At 63.6% G+C, this 16,689-nt stretch carries 14 protein-coding genes; 4 read left to right on the forward strand and 10 right to left on the reverse strand.

Features of this window, described 5'->3' with window-relative positions; translation table 11 throughout:
* Positions 1-12: 12 nt before the first annotated feature.
* From HV796_RS15855 to HV796_RS15880, 6 genes are all read right to left on the reverse strand, one after another.
* The gene (locus tag HV796_RS15855) at positions 13-657 is read right to left on the reverse strand and encodes a ubiquinone biosynthesis accessory factor UbiJ (RefSeq protein WP_175227452.1); all 645 of its coding nucleotides are present in this window, start codon (positions 655-657) and stop codon (positions 13-15) included.
* A gap of 180 nt (positions 658-837) precedes the next feature.
* Positions 838-1,839: a Tim44 domain-containing protein gene (locus HV796_RS15860; protein WP_175227453.1), complete on the reverse strand. Its 1,002-nt coding sequence runs from the start codon at positions 1,837-1,839 to the stop codon at positions 838-840.
* A 38-nt stretch (positions 1,840-1,877) separates the two neighbouring features.
* The gene (gene ubiE, locus HV796_RS15865) at positions 1,878-2,609 is read right to left on the reverse strand and encodes a bifunctional demethylmenaquinone methyltransferase/2-methoxy-6-polyprenyl-1,4-benzoquinol methylase UbiE (protein ID WP_175227454.1); all 732 of its coding nucleotides are present in this window, start codon (positions 2,607-2,609) and stop codon (positions 1,878-1,880) included.
* Between the two features lie 78 nt (positions 2,610-2,687).
* Positions 2,688-3,107, reverse strand: coding sequence for a gamma-butyrobetaine hydroxylase family protein (locus HV796_RS15870; protein ID WP_175227455.1), 420 nt, complete (start codon positions 3,105-3,107; stop codon positions 2,688-2,690).
* 7 nt (positions 3,108-3,114) lie between these two features.
* On the reverse strand, positions 3,115-3,543 hold the full coding sequence (locus HV796_RS15875; protein WP_175227456.1) for an HIT family protein: 429 nt from the start codon (positions 3,541-3,543) through the stop codon (positions 3,115-3,117).
* 33 nt (positions 3,544-3,576) lie between these two features.
* A complete protein-coding gene (locus HV796_RS15880; RefSeq protein WP_175227457.1) occupies positions 3,577-7,719 on the reverse strand; it encodes a DUF3683 domain-containing protein in 4,143 nt (1,380 codons plus the stop codon).
* 583 nt (positions 7,720-8,302) lie between these two features.
* Here HV796_RS15880 and ilvA point away from each other — a divergent pair.
* From ilvA to queF, 3 genes are read left to right on the forward strand one after another with little or no spacing between them, the layout of a single operon-like run.
* Positions 8,303-9,826 carry a threonine ammonia-lyase, biosynthetic gene (gene ilvA / locus HV796_RS15885; RefSeq protein ID WP_175227458.1) on the forward strand — a complete coding sequence of 508 codons (1,524 nt, stop codon included), beginning with the start codon at positions 8,303-8,305 and terminating at the stop codon, positions 9,824-9,826.
* A 42-nt stretch (positions 9,827-9,868) separates the two neighbouring features.
* Positions 9,869-10,771, forward strand: coding sequence for a 5'-nucleotidase (locus HV796_RS15890; RefSeq protein ID WP_175227459.1), 903 nt, complete (start codon positions 9,869-9,871; stop codon positions 10,769-10,771).
* The gene (queF, locus tag HV796_RS15895) at positions 10,768-11,592 is read left to right on the forward strand and encodes an NADPH-dependent 7-cyano-7-deazaguanine reductase QueF (RefSeq protein ID WP_175227460.1); all 825 of its coding nucleotides are present in this window, start codon (positions 10,768-10,770) and stop codon (positions 11,590-11,592) included. Before HV796_RS15890 ends, queF begins: the two co-directional genes overlap by 4 nt.
* 219 nt (positions 11,593-11,811) lie before the next feature.
* Here the strand turns inward: queF and HV796_RS15900 are convergent, their stop codons facing one another.
* From HV796_RS15900 to HV796_RS15910, 3 genes are read right to left on the reverse strand one after another with little or no spacing between them, the layout of a single operon-like run.
* Complete coding sequence (locus HV796_RS15900; protein ID WP_175227496.1) at positions 11,812-12,198, reverse strand: RidA family protein; 387 nt, start codon at positions 12,196-12,198, stop codon at positions 11,812-11,814.
* A gap of 32 nt (positions 12,199-12,230) precedes the next feature.
* A complete protein-coding gene (locus HV796_RS15905; RefSeq protein WP_175227461.1) occupies positions 12,231-13,718 on the reverse strand; it encodes an N-acyl-D-amino-acid deacylase family protein in 1,488 nt (495 codons plus the stop codon).
* A gap of 3 nt (positions 13,719-13,721) precedes the next feature.
* Positions 13,722-14,612 carry a MurR/RpiR family transcriptional regulator gene (locus HV796_RS15910; RefSeq protein WP_175227462.1) on the reverse strand — a complete coding sequence of 297 codons (891 nt, stop codon included), beginning with the start codon at positions 14,610-14,612 and terminating at the stop codon, positions 13,722-13,724.
* 161 nt (positions 14,613-14,773) lie between these two features.
* Here HV796_RS15910 and HV796_RS15915 point away from each other — a divergent pair, with 161 nt between their 5' ends.
* On the forward strand, positions 14,774-16,051 hold the full coding sequence (locus tag HV796_RS15915; RefSeq protein WP_175227463.1) for an amino acid deaminase: 1,278 nt from the start codon (positions 14,774-14,776) through the stop codon (positions 16,049-16,051).
* 160 nt (positions 16,052-16,211) lie between these two features.
* Here the strand turns inward: HV796_RS15915 and HV796_RS15920 are convergent, their stop codons facing one another.
* On the reverse strand, positions 16,212-16,676 hold the full coding sequence (locus HV796_RS15920) for a MarR family winged helix-turn-helix transcriptional regulator (RefSeq protein ID WP_175227464.1): 465 nt from the start codon (positions 16,674-16,676) through the stop codon (positions 16,212-16,214).
* Positions 16,677-16,689: the final 13 nt, after the last annotated feature.

The raw sequence follows: 16,689 nt of genomic DNA on the forward strand, positions 1-16,689 counted from the left end.
TGAGCCCGGTGACTAGCGCGTGCCGCGCGCGTTGGCGGCGGCACCCGGCGCAGCATTGCCGCGGGCTTCGACCTTCTGTTCAAGGCGCTCGATGCGCTTTTCGACGCGCGCCAGCGTGTCACGGGCACGCGCGAGTTCCGCGTTAAAGCCTTCGAGCGCGCCGCGCCGCACGAGCTGCGGATCTTCATCGAGCAGGTACTCGGCAACCGAGTCAAGCAGATTACGCCCGCTGCGGCGCGCCTGGTCGCTCGCCGAGCGCGCCAGGCTTGCGATCCGCCATGCCGGCCCGTCGCCGATCAGGCGTGCGAGATCTTCCTCCGGCTCCCAGCGCAGATGCTCGGCGAGCTTCGCGATCAACGTAGCGAACTCCGCATCGCCTTCGATCTTCACATGCTTCATCACCGCCGCCTGGCCGCCTTGCACGAATACGGGCAGCGCGTCGGCTGGCACCGACACCGTGACATCCACCTGCTGTGCCGCGCTTTCGTCGACGGCGGCGACGTAGCCTTCCGGCTGCACCAGCAGCGTCATTTCGACCGGGGAACACGATAGCCGGGCGATCTTCCCGGCATACGGAGCGAGGCGCTCGCGAGCCCACGATTCGCGGGCAAGCAGATGGTTGACAGCAGCAGCGAAGGGCTTGGCGGCAAGAGTCATCGAGTGTTGGAATGAAAAAACCCGCGCAAGCGGCTTGCCTGCGCGGGTTCCTATTGTAGCGTCCGTTCTCTTTCTGGCCTCCTCTGCCGAACGGCCTATTGACCCTTCCGGGACGCTGAACGGACTCTTCACCGCGCGTTCTTTACCGCGCTGGCCGTCCCGGCTGACGCGGTGGCGAACTCAATGATGCGTAACCTGCTGAATGCCCGCCAACAACCAGCCTTCGCCGGTCTTCGTCGACTTCGACAGGTTCCAGATTTCAACGAACGGTTCGGCCGAGCCGCCGATCGTCTCGCGAATCAGGCCAGAGAAACGCACGCTCGCGAGGTGTTCGTCGCCGCGGTCTTCGATGCCGAGCAGATCGGCGTCCAGTTGCACGACGTCGGTCTGGTTGCGCTCCGGACCGCGCGAATCAACATCGATCTTGACCTCCGCGAACATCTCAGGCGTCGTGAACTCGCGGATGTCGGCCATGTTGCCGGCATCCCATGCCTCCTGCAGACGCACGAAGTACACCTTCGCGTTGCGCAGGAACGCCTGCCCATCGAAGTTCGCGGGCAGTGCCGGCGCGCTTTCGACACGCGGCATGCTCAGCGGATTGCCTTGCGGCTCAAGATACGAACCGCTCGGCGGCGCGGTGTAACGCGGCTCCTGCGAGTAGCCGGTGCCGCCCGCATTGAGGGTCGGCGAGCCGCCGGCATAGGCCGGCGTGCTCGCGCCGCGCTTGCGGCCGACGAACTTGCGGATCAACCAGATCGCCACAAACGCGATTAGCGCGATAACAAGGAAGTTGGCCATCGCGCCCGCGAACGCCTCGCCGAGCCCGAAGTGCGACAGCAGCGCCGCGATGCCGAGACCCGCCGCGAGGCCCGCGATCGGACCGAGCCAGCGCGAGCGGTTAGGCTGCGGCGCGGGTGCCGCGGCAGGCGCCGGCTGCGTGCGCTGCATCTGCGCACCTTGCCCCGGCTGGCTGGGCTGGGACGGCGGCGTCGACTGGCGCTGCATCATCGACGAATCGTTCGACTGCCGGCCGAAACTGCGCCCGCCGCCCATCCGCCTTGCTTCCGCGTCAAGCGAAGCCAGTGTGCCGACGGTGAGCAAACCAACCATGGCGAGCAGCCCGATTCTCCTCGCCCATGGCCTCAAAACCTTACGATGAGATAACAAGTTCGAATCGGACATTTCTGCAAATTCCTTTAACAAACGAGAGGTTAGGGACGCTAATACTTCGTCCCGGTGTGTAAGGCTACCACGCCAGCTGACAGATTGTAATATTTGACGCCATCGATGCCAGCTTGTTCCATCATCGTCTTTAAAGTTTCCTGGTCCGGGTGCATCCGGATCGACTCGGCCAGGTAGCGATAGCTGTCCGCATCTTTGGCGAAGCGCTCGCCAAGCCACGGCAATACCTTGAATGAATAGAGGTCGTACGCCTTCTTCAGCGGGTCCCACACTTTCGAAAACTCGAGCACGAGCAGCCGCCCGCCCGGCTTCATCACGCGGCGCATTTCGGCCAGCGCGGCATCCTTGTGGGTCATGTTGCGCAAGCCAAAGGCCACGCTCACCACGTCGAAGTAGTTGTCAGGAAACGGAATTTGCTCCGCGTCGCAGAGCAGCGCGGGCGTCACCACGCCCTGATCGAGCAACCGGTCGCGGCCCACGCGCAGCATCGATTCGTTGATGTCGGTATGCCAGACCTCGCCGGTCGGGCCGGCCTGCTTCGCGAACACCTTCGACAGGTCGCCGGTGCCGCCGGCGAGATCGAGCACCTTGAAGCCCGGCCGCACGTTCGCCTGCGAGATGGTGAACGCCTTCCATGCGCGGTGCAGCCCGCCCGACATCAGGTCGTTCATCAGGTCGTAGTTGGAGGCGACCGAGTGGAATACGCCCGCCACCTTCTTCGCTTTGTCCTGTTCATCGACCGACTGATAGCCGAAGTGGGTTTTGCTCATCGCGCTTGTCCTTTCGCGTTTTTTGACCATTGTTGCGCCGCATCGAAGCGACGCCCGGGCGAATGGTACCAGCCCGTGTCAGTGGCAGTGGCCATGACCGTGCGGCGCCGCCGCGGCGGGCATCGGCGCGTCGCGGTCGACGCCGGCCGCGGCAAGGGTGTCCAGATACTCGCGCCATAGTTCGTCCTGGCGCGTCGCGAGATCCCACAGCACGTCCCACGAATAGATCCCGGTCGAATGGCCGTCCGAGAACGTCGGCTGCAACGCATAGTTGCCGACGCCCTCAAGCGCCGTAATTGTTACGTTGCGCTTGCCGGTTTGCAGCGTCTCCTGGCCGGGCCCGTGGCCGCGCACCTCCGCCGACGGCGAGTACACGCGCAGCAGCTCGAACGGCACCCGGTACGACACGCCGTTCGCATATTGCAGTTCCAGCACGCGCGACACCGCGTGCACGACGACACCGGTTGGCACCGGCGTGTCGGAAGTCAGTCCACTCATGGTCACCTCAAGCGAGCGCCTGTTCGATCTCGCTGCGCACTGCGTCGCGCAGCAGCGTGGCCTGCGCGCGACGCTGCGACAGCATCGCTTCCGACACGGTCCGTTGACGTGGCGCCCAGATCGGCAGCGGGAAATGCGCGTCGTTGGAAAAGCGCGGAATCACATGCCAGTGCACGTGCGGCACCTGGTTGCCGAGACTCGCCAGGTTGATCTTCGCCGGCTTAAGGATGCGCCGCATCGCGCGCTCGACCGCGTTCACGGTGCGCATCACCCGGTCGCGCTCCGCGTCGGCCAGATCGGAAAATTCGGCCACGTGCTGGTTCCAGATTACCCGGCAGAAGCCCGGATAGTCGTGTTCGTCGGCGAGAACGACACGCAGCGTGTCGTCCTGCCACAAGATAGCGCCGCCGTCTTCGCGGCAGAAAATACAGTCCATCGTCGCCCTCGAGCGCATATCGTCATGCGTGCATTAGACCAGCACGCGCTCGATTCCGCCATTGTTCGCTCGCTGAACATAGTCGGCCATCCAGTTTTCTCCGAGCACATGGCGGGCAATTTCCACCACGATGTAGTCCGCTTCGATGTTCGCGTCTTCGTTGTAGCGCGACAGGCCTTGCAGACACGACGGGCAGCTGGTCAGGATTTTCACGTCAGTTGCTGCGCCGATGCCGTTTGCGCCGCGCGCTCCGTTGGCGTCGTTCGTCGTTGCGCCGGGTTGCGGCCCATCGCCGGCCTTCAGCACCGAGCCCGGCGCCGCGCCGGCAGCCCCTGCCGCCGCGTTCGCCATGTTGATCGCATTCGAGCCGGCCTCGGCGACGAGCGGAATACCGCGCAGCTTCGCCGCCCCCTTACGGATTTCCTCTTCCTTGCGAAAGCGCACCTGCGTCGACACGTCCGGACGCGTCACCGCCAGCGTGCCGGATTCGCCGCAACAGCGGTCGTTCTTTTCGATCGTGTAACCGTCGTGCTCCGAGCCCATCAACTGGTTGACCAGCTTGACCGGGTCGATCGTCTTGATCGGCGTATGGCACGGGTCGTGATACATGTACCGCGTCCCCTTCACGCCGTCGAGCCTGATGCCCTTTTCCAGCAGGAATTCGTGAATGTCGATAATCCGGCAGCCGGGGAAGATCTTGTCGAATTCATAACCGGCGAGCTGGTCGTAGCACGTGCCGCATGACACCACGACCGTTTTGATGTCCAGGTAATTCAGCGTGTTCGCAACGCGGTGGAACAACACACGGTTGTCGGTGACGATCTTTTCGGCCTTGTCGTACTGGCCCGAGCCGCGCTGCGGATAGCCGCAGCACAGATAGCCCGGCGGCAGCACGGTCTGCACGCCCGCCTCCCACAACATGGCTTGCGTCGCGAGCCCGACCTGCGAGAACAGGCGCTCGGAGCCGCAGCCCGGGAAATAGAACACCGCCTCCGAATCGACGGTAGTCGCTTTCGGGTTGCGGATGATCGGGACGATCTTGTTGTCCTCGATGTCGAGCAGCGCGCGCGCCGTTTTCTTCGGCAGATTGCCCGGCATCTTCTTGTTCATAAAGTGAACCACCTGCTCGACAACCGGCGGCTTCCCGGTGGTCGCGGGCGGATGCGCGGTCTGCTTCTTCGCGAACTTCTTCAGCAGATCGTTGCCCAGACGCTGCGCCTTGTAGCCGACGCCCATCATCGCGGTGCGCGCGAGGTTGATAGTCTGCGGATTGGTCGCGTTCAGGAAGAACATGCCCGCCGCGTTGCCCGGGTTGAACTTCTTCTTGCCCATCTTGCGCAGCAGATTGCGCATGTTCATCGTCACGTCGCCGAAGTCGATCTTCACCGGGCACGGCGTCGCGCACTTGTGACAGACCGTGCAATGATCGGCGACATCGTTGAACTCGTCCCAGTGCTTGATCGACACGCCACGGCGCGTCTGCTCCTCGTACAGGAATGCCTCGACCAGCAGAGAAGTCGCGAGAATCTTGTTGCGCGGGCTGTACAGCAGGTTCGCGCGCGGCACGTGCGTGGCGCAGACCGGCTTGCATTTGCCGCAGCGCAGACAGTCCTTCACCGAATCGGCGATGGCGCCGATATCCGACTGCTGCATGATCAGCGACTCGTAACCCATCAGCCCGAAGCTCGGCGTGTACGCGTTGCGCAGGTCCGCACCTGCGAGCAGCTTGCCGGCATTGAAGCGCCCTTGCGGGTCGACGCGCTGCTTATAGGCGCGGAATTCGGCGATTTCGTCGTCAGTGAGGAATTCGAGCTTGGTGATGCCGATGCCGTGCTCGCCGGAAATCACGCCGTCAAGCGAACGTGCGAGCTTCATGATGCGCGCGACCGCCGTGTGCGCGTCCTGCAACATCTCGTAGTTGTCGGAGTTGACCGGGATGTTCGTATGGACGTTGCCGTCGCCCGCATGCATATGGAGCGCGACGAATACCCGGCCGCGCAGCACCTGCTTATGAATGGCCTGGGCTTCGTCGAGGATCGGCTTGAACTCGCCGCCGTTGAAAATCTGCCGCAACTCCGCGCGGATTTCCTGCTTCCATGACACCCGTATGGTGCGGTCCTGCGTGACGTCGAACACGGTGACGCCCGGCTGCGCATCGACGCGGTCCGCGAATTTTTCCGCGAGCGGCGCGTAGCCCAGCCCGACCAGATAATGCTGCGCCTCGCGCAACGGCATATCGAGCTTGTCGCGCAGGAACGACCAGCGCACCCGGACCTGATTCAGCAACTCCAGCGCGTGCTGCACGCGGTCCTCGAGCAATTCGGCGCTCGGAATTTCGTTCGCATCGTCGCTTTTGCCGAGCGGCAGCTTGCCGGCCTTGAAGAACGCTTCGAGCGCGTCGACCAGTTGCAGCTTGTTCTTGACCGACAGCTCGATATTGATGCGCTCGATGCCGTCCGTGTACTCGCCCATCCGGTTAAGCGGAATCACGACGTCTTCGTTGATCTTGAACGCATTGGTATGCTTCGCGATCGCGGCGGTCCGGCTACGATCGAGCCAGAAACGCTTACGCGCCTCGGCGCTGACCGCGACGAACCCTTCACCGCTTTTGCCATTCGCCATCCGCACGACTTCGGAGGTTGCGGCCGCAACCTTATCGGCATCGTCGCCGACGATATCGCCGATCAGCACCATCTTCGGAAACGCATTGCGCTTCGACTTCGTCGCATAACCGACCGCACGCAGATAGCGCTCGTCAAGATGCTCGAGGCCCGCGAGAATCGCGCCGCCCTCGCGCGACGTTTCGAACAGATAGTCCTTGATTTCGACGATGCTCGGAATGGCCTCGCGCGCCTGGCCGAAGAACTCGAGGCAGACGGTGCGCGTATGCGCGGGCATCTTGTGCAGCACCCAGCGCGCGGACGTGATGAGCCCGTCGCAGCCTTCCTTCTGCACGCCGGGCAGGCCAGCGAGGAATTTGTCGGTGACGTCCTTGCCGAGACCCTCCTTGCGGAAGCGCCGCCCTTCGATGTCAAGCGCTTCCGTACGCAGCAGCTTGTCGCCCGGTGCGTATTCGCCGTCAAACCACTTCAGCTCGAAGCGCGCAACTGGAATGTCGTGGATCTTGCCGAGGTTGTGATCGAGCCGCGTGACTTCGAGCCAGTTGCCCTCCGGATCGACCATCCGCCACCACGCGAGATTGTCGAGCGCGGTACCCCACAGCACCGCCTTCTTGCCGCCCGCATTCATCGCGATATTGCCGCCGATGCACGACGCGTCGAGCGACGTCGGGTCGACCGCGAACACATAGCCCGCCTGTTCGGCCACCTCGGTCACGCGGCGCGTGACGACGCCCGCGCCCGAGTAAATGGTCGGCACCTTGCGCGCAACGCCCGGCAGATCGGTCAGCTCGACCGCGCCCAGCGCCTCGAGCTTCTCGGTGTTGATCACCGCGGAAAACGGTGTGAGCGGCACCGCGCCGCCCGTGTAACCCGTGCCGCCGCCGCGCGGAATCACGGTCAGCCCAAGCTCGAAACACGCTTTCACGAGGCCGGCGATTTCGTCTTCGCTATCCGGCGTCAGTACGACGAACGGATACTCGACGCGCCAGTCGGTCGCATCGGTCACATGCGAGACACGCGCGAGCCCGTCGAAACGGATGTTGTCCTTCTGCGTGCGGCGACCCAGCTCGCGCAGCGCGCGGCGCCGCAGTTCGGCGCTTTGCTCGAACTCGTTTGCGAACGCTTCGACCGCGCGGCGCGCGGCGGCGACCAGCGTCTCGACACGCGCGGCGCGATCGACGCCGGCATCGTCGTGATGCTCGGTCAAGTCCGCGCGGCGGCGCTTCTCGATCTCCGCGAGCCGGTGATGCAGCGCTTCGATCAGCAGCTTACGGCGCTTCGGGTTGTCGAGCAGATCGTCCTGCAGATACGGGTTGCGGCGCACGACCCAGATGTCGCCGAGCACCTCGTACAGCATCCGCGCCGAGCGGCCGGTGCGGCGCTCGCTGCGCAATTCGTCGAGCGCGGCCCAAGCGTCGTGGCCGAGCAGCCGGATGACGATTTCGCGATCGGAAAACGACGTGTAGTTGTAGGGAATTTCGCGCAGACGTGGAGCGGGATCGGTCGCCACTGCGTGGGGGGCGCCGTTCGGATCGAATACTTGAGGTGCGTTCATGGTTGGACGACTCGGTGAGTCAGCCTCGCGTTGCCGCCGCGGGTCTCAATAGGCGACGGCACCGGCTGACGATGCGCGTGGGGCGCAATGCTGGGAATTCTTCTCTTGAGCGAAGCTCTATCGCCACTAACGCGCTGGCGGATGAATTCACGCCGGCCGCTTTGCAGACTCGCTTCGCAGGCTCACTTCGCGGGCTCAGATACCGCTACACGATCGTGCATGCCGCGCGTGCCGCTGCGCCGCGGGCCGAGACTCGCGCGGGACGGGCACCAGATGGGCGATCCGAGGCTGCCAGTGCATCTTCCGATCCTAGTTCCAAAAGGCGATTCTACCGCATCATCCTTGTGCGCGTTGACGCCTCCGTGACGACGCCATGGGCATTTCGCGGCGCCCGCGGCATCCGTCAGGCGCCGGCATTTGCCGACCGGACGGTCGGCTTTGCGAGCCGCTTTGCGAGCCCTACCGCGTCGCGGCCATGCGCCTCCCGTATGCGTTGCTGCATCGCCAGCCGGTCTGAGCGTGCGCGGATGGCGCTATCATTGACCTTTTCCCGTCCTGTGCAGCGCTTTGCGCCGTCAATCGCATGGCTTCCAACGACTATCTAAAGAAAATCCTGACCGCGCGCGTCTACGACGTCGCCCGGGAGACCGAACTCGAGCTTGCGCGGAATCTGTCCGCCCGGTTGCGCAATGCGATTTACCTGAAGCGCGAGGACAACCAGCCCGTCTTCTCGTTCAAGGTGCGCGGCGCGTACAACAAGATGGCGCATATTCCGGCCGACGCATTGTCGCGCGGCGTGATTACCGCGTCGGCGGGCAATCATGCGCAAGGCGTCGCGCTGTCGGCGGCGCGCCTGGGCGTCAAGGCGATCATCGTCGTGCCCATTACGACGCCGCAAGTGAAGGTCGACGCGGTGCGGGCACACGGCGGCCCGACCGTCGAGGTTGTGCAGGCGGGAGAATCCTATAGCGACGCCTATGCGCATGCGATGCGCCTGCAGGAACAGCACGGGCTGACCTTCGTTCATCCGTTCGACGATCCGTATGTGATCGCCGGCCAGGGCACCGTCGCGATGGAAGTGCTGAGCCAGCATCAAGGCCCGATTCACGCGATCTTCGTGCCGATCGGCGGCGGGGGTCTCGCGGCCGGCGTCGCCGCGTACGTGAAGGAAGTGCGCCCCGAGATCAAGGTGATCGGCGTGCAGACCCAAGACTCGTGCGCGATGGCGCGGTCGATCGCAGCAGGCGAGCGCGTGACGCTGAACGAAGTCGGCCTGTTTTCCGATGGCACCGCGGTGAAGCTGGTCGGTGAAGAGACATTCCGGCTCTGCCAGCAATATCTCGATGAAGTGCTGACCGTCGATACCGACGCACTCTGCGCGGCCATCAAGGATGTGTTCCAGGACACGCGCAGCGTGCTCGAGCCGGCCGGCTCGCTTTCGGTCGCGGGTGCGAAGCACTATGCGGAGCGTGAAGGCATCGAGAACCAGACGCTGATCGCGGTCACGTCCGGCGCGAATATGAACTTCGACCGGATGCGTTTCGTCGCCGAACGCGCGGAAGTCGGTGAAGCGCGCGAAGCGGTATTCGCCGTCACGATTCCGGAAGAGCGCGGCAGCTTCAAGCGCTTTTGCGAACTGATCGGCACGCGCAGCGTCACCGAATTCAACTACCGGATCGCCGATGCGAAGTCCGCGCATATTTTCGTCGGTGTCCAGATCAAGAGCCGCGACGAATCCGTGCGTATCGCGGCTTCGCTCGAAGCACACGGTTTCGCGACCGTCGATCTGACCGGCGACGAACTGTCGAAGCAGCACATTCGCTATATGGTCGGCGGCCGCTCGCCGCTCGCGCACCATGAGCGTCTGTTCCGCTTCGAGTTTCCGGAGCGGCCGGGCGCGCTGATGAAGTTCCTGTCGTCGATGGCGCCGAACTGGAATATCAGCCTGTTCCACTATCGGAATCAGGGTGCGGACTATAGTTCGATCCTCGTCGGCATTCAGGTGCCGGCGAGCGAGGACAGCGAATTCGCGCGCTTTCTGTCGACGCTCGGTTATCCGTACTGGGAAGAAACCGCGAACCCGGTTTATCGACTCTTCCTCGCGTAAGCGGCGAAGCGCGCCACGCAATCCGGATCGATCGACTTCATCATGCCCTTCACACTCGAAGACAAACTGGTGGTCGCGATCTCGTCGCGCGCGCTGTTCGACTTCGAGGAGGAAAACCGCGTGTACGAGGAAGGCGACTTGCGCGCGTACGAAACGTTGCAGCGTGCCCGCCTCGATGTTCCAGCGAAACCCGGTGTCGCATTCCCGCTGATCCGCAAGCTGCTTGCGCTGAACACGGGCACGCGGCGCGTCGAAGTGGTGATTCTGTCGCGCAGCGATCCGATCAGCGGTCTGCGTGCATTCAGTTCGGCGCGCGAGCACGGTCTCGCAATCGAGCGCGGCGTGTTCACACGCGGACGCGCACCGTTCGGTTATCTGCATCCGCTCAACGCGTCGCTGTTTCTGTCCGCGAATCAGGATGACGTGCGCGACGCGCTCGCGGCCGGCTTTCCCGCTGCGCGTGTGTTGCCCGAATCGGCGCGTAGAGCGAGCAAGTATCCGAACGAGATCCGCATTGCTTTCGACGGCGACGCGGTGCTGTTCTCCGACGAAGCGGAACGCGTGTTTCAACGGGATGGGCTGCAGGCGTTCGTCGGTCACGAGATCGACAACCGTAACCTGCCGCTTGCCGATGGTCCGCTCAAGCCGCTGCTCGAAGCGCTGCACCGGCTGCAGAAACTCGCGGACGACGCCGCACCGATGCAGATCCGCACCGCGCTCGTCACGGCGCGCTCGGCGCCCGCGCATGAGCGCGCGATCCGCACGCTGATGGCCTGGAACATTGAAATCGACGAAGCGATGTTCCTCGGTGGCCTCGAAAAGGGCGCGTTTTTGCGAGAATTCGAGCCCGATTTTTTCTTCGACGATCAAATTCGCCACTGCGAATCGGCCCGCGACGTCACCGCGACCGGGCACGTCGTCAGCGGCATTGTGAATGCATCATGACACCCGACCAATCCCCGCTCGGCAAACCAGCCACGTACCGCGAACAGTACGACGCATCGCTGCTCTTTCCGATCGCACGCAGCGATGCGCGCGAGCAGATCGGCATCGGCGCGCGCTTGCCGTTTTTCGGCACCGACATCTGGAACGCGTACGAACTGTCGTGGCTCAATGCGCGCGGCAAGCCGCAGATCGCCGTCGCGACCTTCTTTGTGCCGGCCGATTCGCCGAATATCGTCGAGTCGAAGTCGTTCAAGCTCTATCTCGGTTCGTTCGCACAAACGAAGTTCGATTCGATCGACGTCGTGCGCGAGACGATCAAGCGCGATGTTTCCGCATGCTGTGGCGCGACCGTTTCGTTGCATCTGATCGGGCCAGCGGAATTCGGCAAGCTCAGGCTTGAAGAATTCGACGGGTTGTCGCTCGACCGGCTCGATCTGGATACGGACATCTACCAGCCCGACCCTTCGCTGCTGAAAGCGGCGTTCGACGAAGCGCCCGTCGAAGAGACGCTTTATTCGAACCTGCTGAAATCGAATTGCCCGGTGACCGGCCAGCCCGACTGGGGCAGCGTGCAGATTCACTATGTCGGGCCGCAAATCGATCAGGCGGCGCTGCTGCGCTACATCATTTCGTATCGGAACCACACCGGGTTTCATGAGCAGTGCGTCGAGAAGATGTTCGTCGATCTGGTGAAAGCGTGCCAACCCGTGAAGCTCGCGATATACGCACGCTATACGCGGCGCGGCGGGCTCGATATCAATCCGTTCCGCACCAATTTCAATTTGCCGATGCCGGACAATCTGCGCATTGCGCGGCAATAACAGATCATTGTGAATCATTCGGCCACGATTTATCGTTGCCGCGCGACCAGCTGATCCATTTCGACAAAGGGTCGCGCTTGCCGAATGCCATCTTCGTCGGGTTTCAGGGGCAAGCGCACTTCACCACGGCGTTCAAGTAACGGGATGGGACGTCGCCAGGCCGGTGGCGCGAGCGCCAGCACAGCCTGCATCCGACGCAATCGCGTACGCGTGCCATGCTCAACGCTGCGGCGCCTTATACGCGACGCAATCCACTTCCACCTTGCAATCAATCACCATGCTCGACACCACACAGGCGCGCGCCGGCGGATGCTCACCAAAGTATTCGCGAAACACCTTGTTGAACGATGCAAAGTCGCGCGGGTCGTCGAGCCACACGCCGCAGCGCACGACATGCTCGGCGCCATAACCCGCTTCCTTCAGAATCGCGAACACGTTCTGCAGCGCCTTGTGCGACTGCTCGACGATCCCGCCGTTGATCACTTCGCCGTTTTCCATCGGCGTCTGTCCGGACACATACAGCCAGCCATCCGCTTCGACCGCCCGCGCAAACGGCATATGCTGGCCACCGGTTCCTTTGCCGCCTTCCACGCCATGACGCTTCATCATTCACTCCCTGTCAGGTCACCCGAAATGGTTCAAAAATCGCGCGGCACGCTATCGCCCATCGCGGGCCGCGCGCCGCGCGCCACAAAACGACCGGCGCGTTCGCCGGTCGGCGCGCCGTCGCGATACGACAGCACGCCGTTCACCCACACCGCGTCGATACCGTCGGCGGCTTGTTGCGGCCTGTCGAAGGTCGCCGCGTCGCGCACCCGCGCCGGATCGAACAGCACCAGATCGGCGTGATAGCCGACATGCACTTCGCCACGCTGCGTCAACCCGAAGCGGCGTGCCGACAGACTCGTCATCTTACGCACCGCTTCTTCGAGCGGGATCAACTGTTGATCGCGCGCGTAGTGGCCAAGTACGCGCGGAAACGCGCCCCACAAGCGCGGATGCGGCAGCGGATCGTTCGGCAGGCCATCGGAGCCGATCATCGTCGCCGGATGCGACAGGATGCGCCGCACGTCGTCCTCGGACATGTTGTGATACACCGCGCCCGCCGGCTGTAGACGCTGCGCCGCTTCCTGCTGCGTCACGCCCCACTCGTTCGCGATGTCCTTGATCAGCTTGCCCGCCATCTGCGGATGCGGCGTCGACCACGTGATCGTGATATCGATGTCGCCGGTCACCTGCTTCAGGTCGAGCGTCGACGAGCTGCGGCTATACGGATAGCAGTCGCAACCGACCAGCTGCATGCGCCGCGCGCCTTCCAGCGATTCGAGCACTGCGCCGCTGCGCCCCCAGTTGCCCGGTCCCGCGCACTTCAGGTGCGAGATCACGACCGGCACACGCGCATGGCGGCCGATCCGGTATGCCTCGTCCATCGCGTCGAGAATCGCGTCGAACTCAGTGCGCATATGGGTCGTGTACAGCGCGCCTGCTTCAGCAAGCGGCTCCGCGAGCGCCATCACTTCTTCGGTCGGCGCGGCGAACGCGGAACCGTAGGCGAGCCCCGAGCTGAGTCCGAGTGCGCCATCTGCCAACGCTTCGCGCAGTTGCGCACGCATCTGCCCGATCTCCTGCGCGCTCGCGGCGCGATCGAGCCGGTCCATATGATTGTTGCGCAGCGCGGTATGGCCAATCAGCGCGGCGACATTGACCGCCGGTTGCGCGGCATTCACCGCATCGACATACGCGGCGAACGTCGGATAGCTGAACGCGTCGCGTGCGCCGAGCAGGTTCATCGGGTCCGGCGGATCGCCTTTCAGCGTAACCGGCGATGCGCTGATGCCGCAATTGCCGACGATCACCGTGGTCACGCCCTGCGTGAGCTTCGGCAACATCTGCGGCGCGCGGATCACATGGGTGTCGTCATGCGTGTGAACGTCGATAAAGCCCGGCGCGAGCGCGCGGCCGTTCGCTTCGATCACGTCCTCCGCGAGCCAGTTCGACAGGTTGCCGATCGCGGCGATGCGCCCGCTGCGCAGCGCGACGTCGCGTTCGACCGGCGGCGTGCCGGCGCCGTCGTACAACTGCGCGCCGAGGATCAGCGTATCCGCCGCTTCGGGATGCGAGTGCATGGATCAATCTCCCAATGGTTGACGCTCGCCGCCGCCGCGATGCGGGTCGAGCGCGTGCTTCATGCGGCGCAGCAACTCGCGGCTTTCATCGCCCTGACTCACCGCGAGCTCGGTGACGAGCACGTCGAGCGCCATCAGCATCGCGTAACGCGACGACGACGGCTTGTAAATGAAATCGGTTTCGAATGCGACGATCGGAATCAGCCAGTCCGCGAGCTTCGCGAGCGGCGACGCGGGCGCAGTCAGCGCAATCAGCGTCGCGCCGTAGCTGCGTGCGATCCGGCAACTCTCGATCATTTCCGGCACACGCCCGGTCGCCGATAACGCGATCACGACACAATCGTGCGATACCGTGCTCGCGACCATCCGCTGCAGCATGGCGTCCTGATACGTCGCGACCGGTCGTGCCAAACGCACCAGCCTGAAGCGCATTTCGTCGGCAAGCGCGGTGGATCCGCCGCCCATGCCGTACACGTAGATCATCCGCGCGGAGCGCAGCGCGGCGGCGGCAGCCGCGAGCGGCGCTTGCAGCAGCAGCTGATGATTGTGCGAGAGCGCGGTTTGCACTTCGTCGAATACGCGTGTCGCGATATGCTCTGGTGCGGCGTCCGGCGCAGCGTGCGACAAAAAGCGTTGTCCGACCGCCGCCGCTTGCGCGAGCCGCAGTTTCAGCTCGCGCACGTCGCGGCAGCCGACCGCTTTCGCGAAACGCGTGACGGTCGCGATGCTGACGTCCGCGCGCTGCGCAATCTCGCCAATGCTCGCATGCGACGCGCCGGTCAGATTGTCGAGAATCAGCGCGGCCACCTTGCGTTCGGCGGAGCGCAACTCGGGTGCGCATTCGGCGATGCGCGCGACAATATCGAATGCAAGCGGTTCGGCGCTGGAGTTCATCGAAGGTCGCCACAGGCGGCGTGGGCGCTGGGATAGGCGGCGCGAGTCAGAGCGCGATAGATGAGTCTGGTAATAAATAACATTTCGTTGAGCATCGTACTTTCTGTAACATGGCGAAGTCAACTTTGTAGCGATACCACTACGCGATGGAGTAGCACGTAATGAAAGTTACAAACTATCAGGGCCCGACAATCGATCCGTCCAGCAAAGGGCTCGGCAATGTTCCGGGGACCAGCATCCAGCTGACTGACGCGGGCCGTCTCGAATGGAACCTGCTCGACGAAGACGTGAGCCTGCCGGCCGCGGTGCTTTACGCGGATCGCATCGAGCACAACCTGAAGTGGATGCAGGCGTTCGTCGCCGAGTACGGCGTGAAGCTCGCTCCGCACGGCAAAACCACGATGGCGCCGCAACTCTTTCGCCGACAGATCGAAACCGGCGCGTGGGGCATCACGCTGGCCACCGCGCATCAGGTGCGCGCCGCCTATCACGGCGGTGTATCGCGTGTGCTGATGGCCAATCAGCTGGTCGGCAAGCGCAATATGCTGATGGTCGCCGAACTGCTGAGCGATCCGGACTTCGAGTTCTACTGTCTCGTCGATTCCGTCGCGAACGTCGAACAACTCGGCACATTTTTCGGTTCGCTGCGCAAGGAGTTGAACGTGCTGATCGAGCTCGGCGTGCCGGGCGGGCGCACCGGCGTGCGCGATGCGGCGCAGCTCAACGCAGTGCTCGATGCGATCGCGCGCTATCCGGATTCACTGCGGCTGGCGGGCATCGAACTCTATGAAGGCATATTGAAGGAAGAACAGGACGTGCGCGCGTTCCTGCGCGGCGCGGTGGCGACCACGCGCGCGTTGCTCGACGCGGGCCGCTTTGCGCGCACACCGGCCATTCTGTCGGGCGCGGGCTCCGCGTGGTACGACGTCGTCGCGGAAGAGTTTGCGCAGACCGCCGATGCAAGCCGGATCGAAATCGTGCTGCGTCCGGGCTGCTATCTGACGCACGATGTCGGTGTCTATCGCAAGGCGCAGACGGATATCTTCGCGCGCAATCCGGTGGCGAAGAAAATGGGCGAAGGCCTGTTGCCCGCGTTGCAGTTGTGGGCGTACGTACAGTCGATTCCCGAACCCGACCGCGCGATCATCGGCTTCGGCAAGCGTGACGCGGCCTTCGATTCAGGCCTGCCTGAACCGGCGCGCCACTACCGGCCGGGCAATCCGGCACCGCGCGACGTTGCCGCAAGCGAAGGATGGGAAGTATTCGGCATGATGGATCAGCACGCTTACATGCGGATTCAGGCCGGCGCCGATCTGAAAGTCGGCGATATGATTGCGTTCGATATCTCGCATCCGTGTCTGACCTTCGACAAATGGCGACAGGTGCTGGTCGTCGATCCGTCGTATCGCGTAACGGAAGTGATCGAGACATTCTTCTGAAGCAGGTTCAATGACAAAAACGGCGGCATGCGTGCCGCCGTTTGTTTGCGTGGGCCTTCGCTATGCGCCTTCGGTGTCGGCCCCGGATGTGGACCGTTAACGCGGGTCGTACATCAAGGACGCACTGATCGTCGTTCAGCCATGCGCACCATTCAGCACGTCAGCGTTCGGCTGCCGCCACTCGCGCCGGCAGCCCCGCCGCCACCTCGGCGATGCGCGCTTCAAGCATTCCCAACGCGCTCGACAACGCCTCGAGCGCGTCCTGCGGCAACCCCGCCATCGTCTCGTGCAGGAACGCATTGCGGCTCGGCAGACTCGCTTCGATCGCCAAGCGGCCGTCACCCGCGAGCCGTACGTTCGTCACGCGATTGTCGCGCTCGTCCATGCTGCGCTCGATCCAGCCGAGCGCTTCCAGCGACTTCAACTGTCGCGTAAGCGCGCCCGGATCGACGCGCAACCGCTCGACCAGACGCTTTTGCGAGGACTCGCCGTCCTGCTCGTACAACGCGAGCAGAATCCGCCAGCGCGGCATCGGATGGCCGACTTGCGCTTCGAACGCCGACATGAACGCGCGATACGTGCGGCCAAACTGATGAAGAATCGCGATCCGGTCCTGTTCGTCCATGGGGTTGCTATCC

Source organism: Paraburkholderia humisilvae (assembly GCF_902859855.1).
Taxonomy (GTDB): Bacteria; Pseudomonadota; Gammaproteobacteria; order Burkholderiales; family Burkholderiaceae; genus Paraburkholderia; species Paraburkholderia humisilvae.

Excerpts from the sequence above, each read along its gene's own strand:
- HV796_RS15910 (WP_175227462.1), bottom strand. The coding sequence starts at position 14,612 with ATGAACTCCAGCGCCGAACCGCTTGCATTCGATATTGTCGCGCGCATC.
- HV796_RS15880 (WP_175227457.1), bottom strand. The coding sequence starts at position 7,719 with ATGAACGCACCTCAAGTATTCGATCCGAACGGCGCCCCCCACGCAGTG.
- ubiE (WP_175227454.1), bottom strand. The coding sequence starts at position 2,609 with ATGAGCAAAACCCACTTCGGCTATCAGTCGGTCGATGAACAGGACAAA.
- HV796_RS15905 (WP_175227461.1), bottom strand. The coding sequence starts at position 13,718 with ATGCACTCGCATCCCGAAGCGGCGGATACGCTGATCCTCGGCGCGCAG.
- HV796_RS15870 (WP_175227455.1), bottom strand. The coding sequence starts at position 3,107 with ATGAGTGGACTGACTTCCGACACGCCGGTGCCAACCGGTGTCGTCGTG.
- HV796_RS15915 (WP_175227463.1), top strand. The coding sequence starts at position 14,774 with ATGAAAGTTACAAACTATCAGGGCCCGACAATCGATCCGTCCAGCAAA.
- queF (WP_175227460.1), top strand. The coding sequence starts at position 10,768 with ATGACACCCGACCAATCCCCGCTCGGCAAACCAGCCACGTACCGCGAA.
- HV796_RS15875 (WP_175227456.1), bottom strand. The coding sequence starts at position 3,543 with ATGGACTGTATTTTCTGCCGCGAAGACGGCGGCGCTATCTTGTGGCAG.
- HV796_RS15855 (WP_175227452.1), bottom strand. The coding sequence starts at position 657 with ATGACTCTTGCCGCCAAGCCCTTCGCTGCTGCTGTCAACCATCTGCTT.
- ilvA (WP_175227458.1), top strand. The coding sequence starts at position 8,303 with ATGGCTTCCAACGACTATCTAAAGAAAATCCTGACCGCGCGCGTCTAC.
- HV796_RS15900 (WP_175227496.1), bottom strand. The coding sequence starts at position 12,198 with ATGAAGCGTCATGGCGTGGAAGGCGGCAAAGGAACCGGTGGCCAGCAT.
- HV796_RS15920 (WP_175227464.1), bottom strand. The coding sequence starts at position 16,676 with ATGGACGAACAGGACCGGATCGCGATTCTTCATCAGTTTGGCCGCACG.
- HV796_RS15890 (WP_175227459.1), top strand. The coding sequence starts at position 9,869 with ATGCCCTTCACACTCGAAGACAAACTGGTGGTCGCGATCTCGTCGCGC.
- HV796_RS15860 (WP_175227453.1), bottom strand. The coding sequence starts at position 1,839 with ATGTCCGATTCGAACTTGTTATCTCATCGTAAGGTTTTGAGGCCATGG.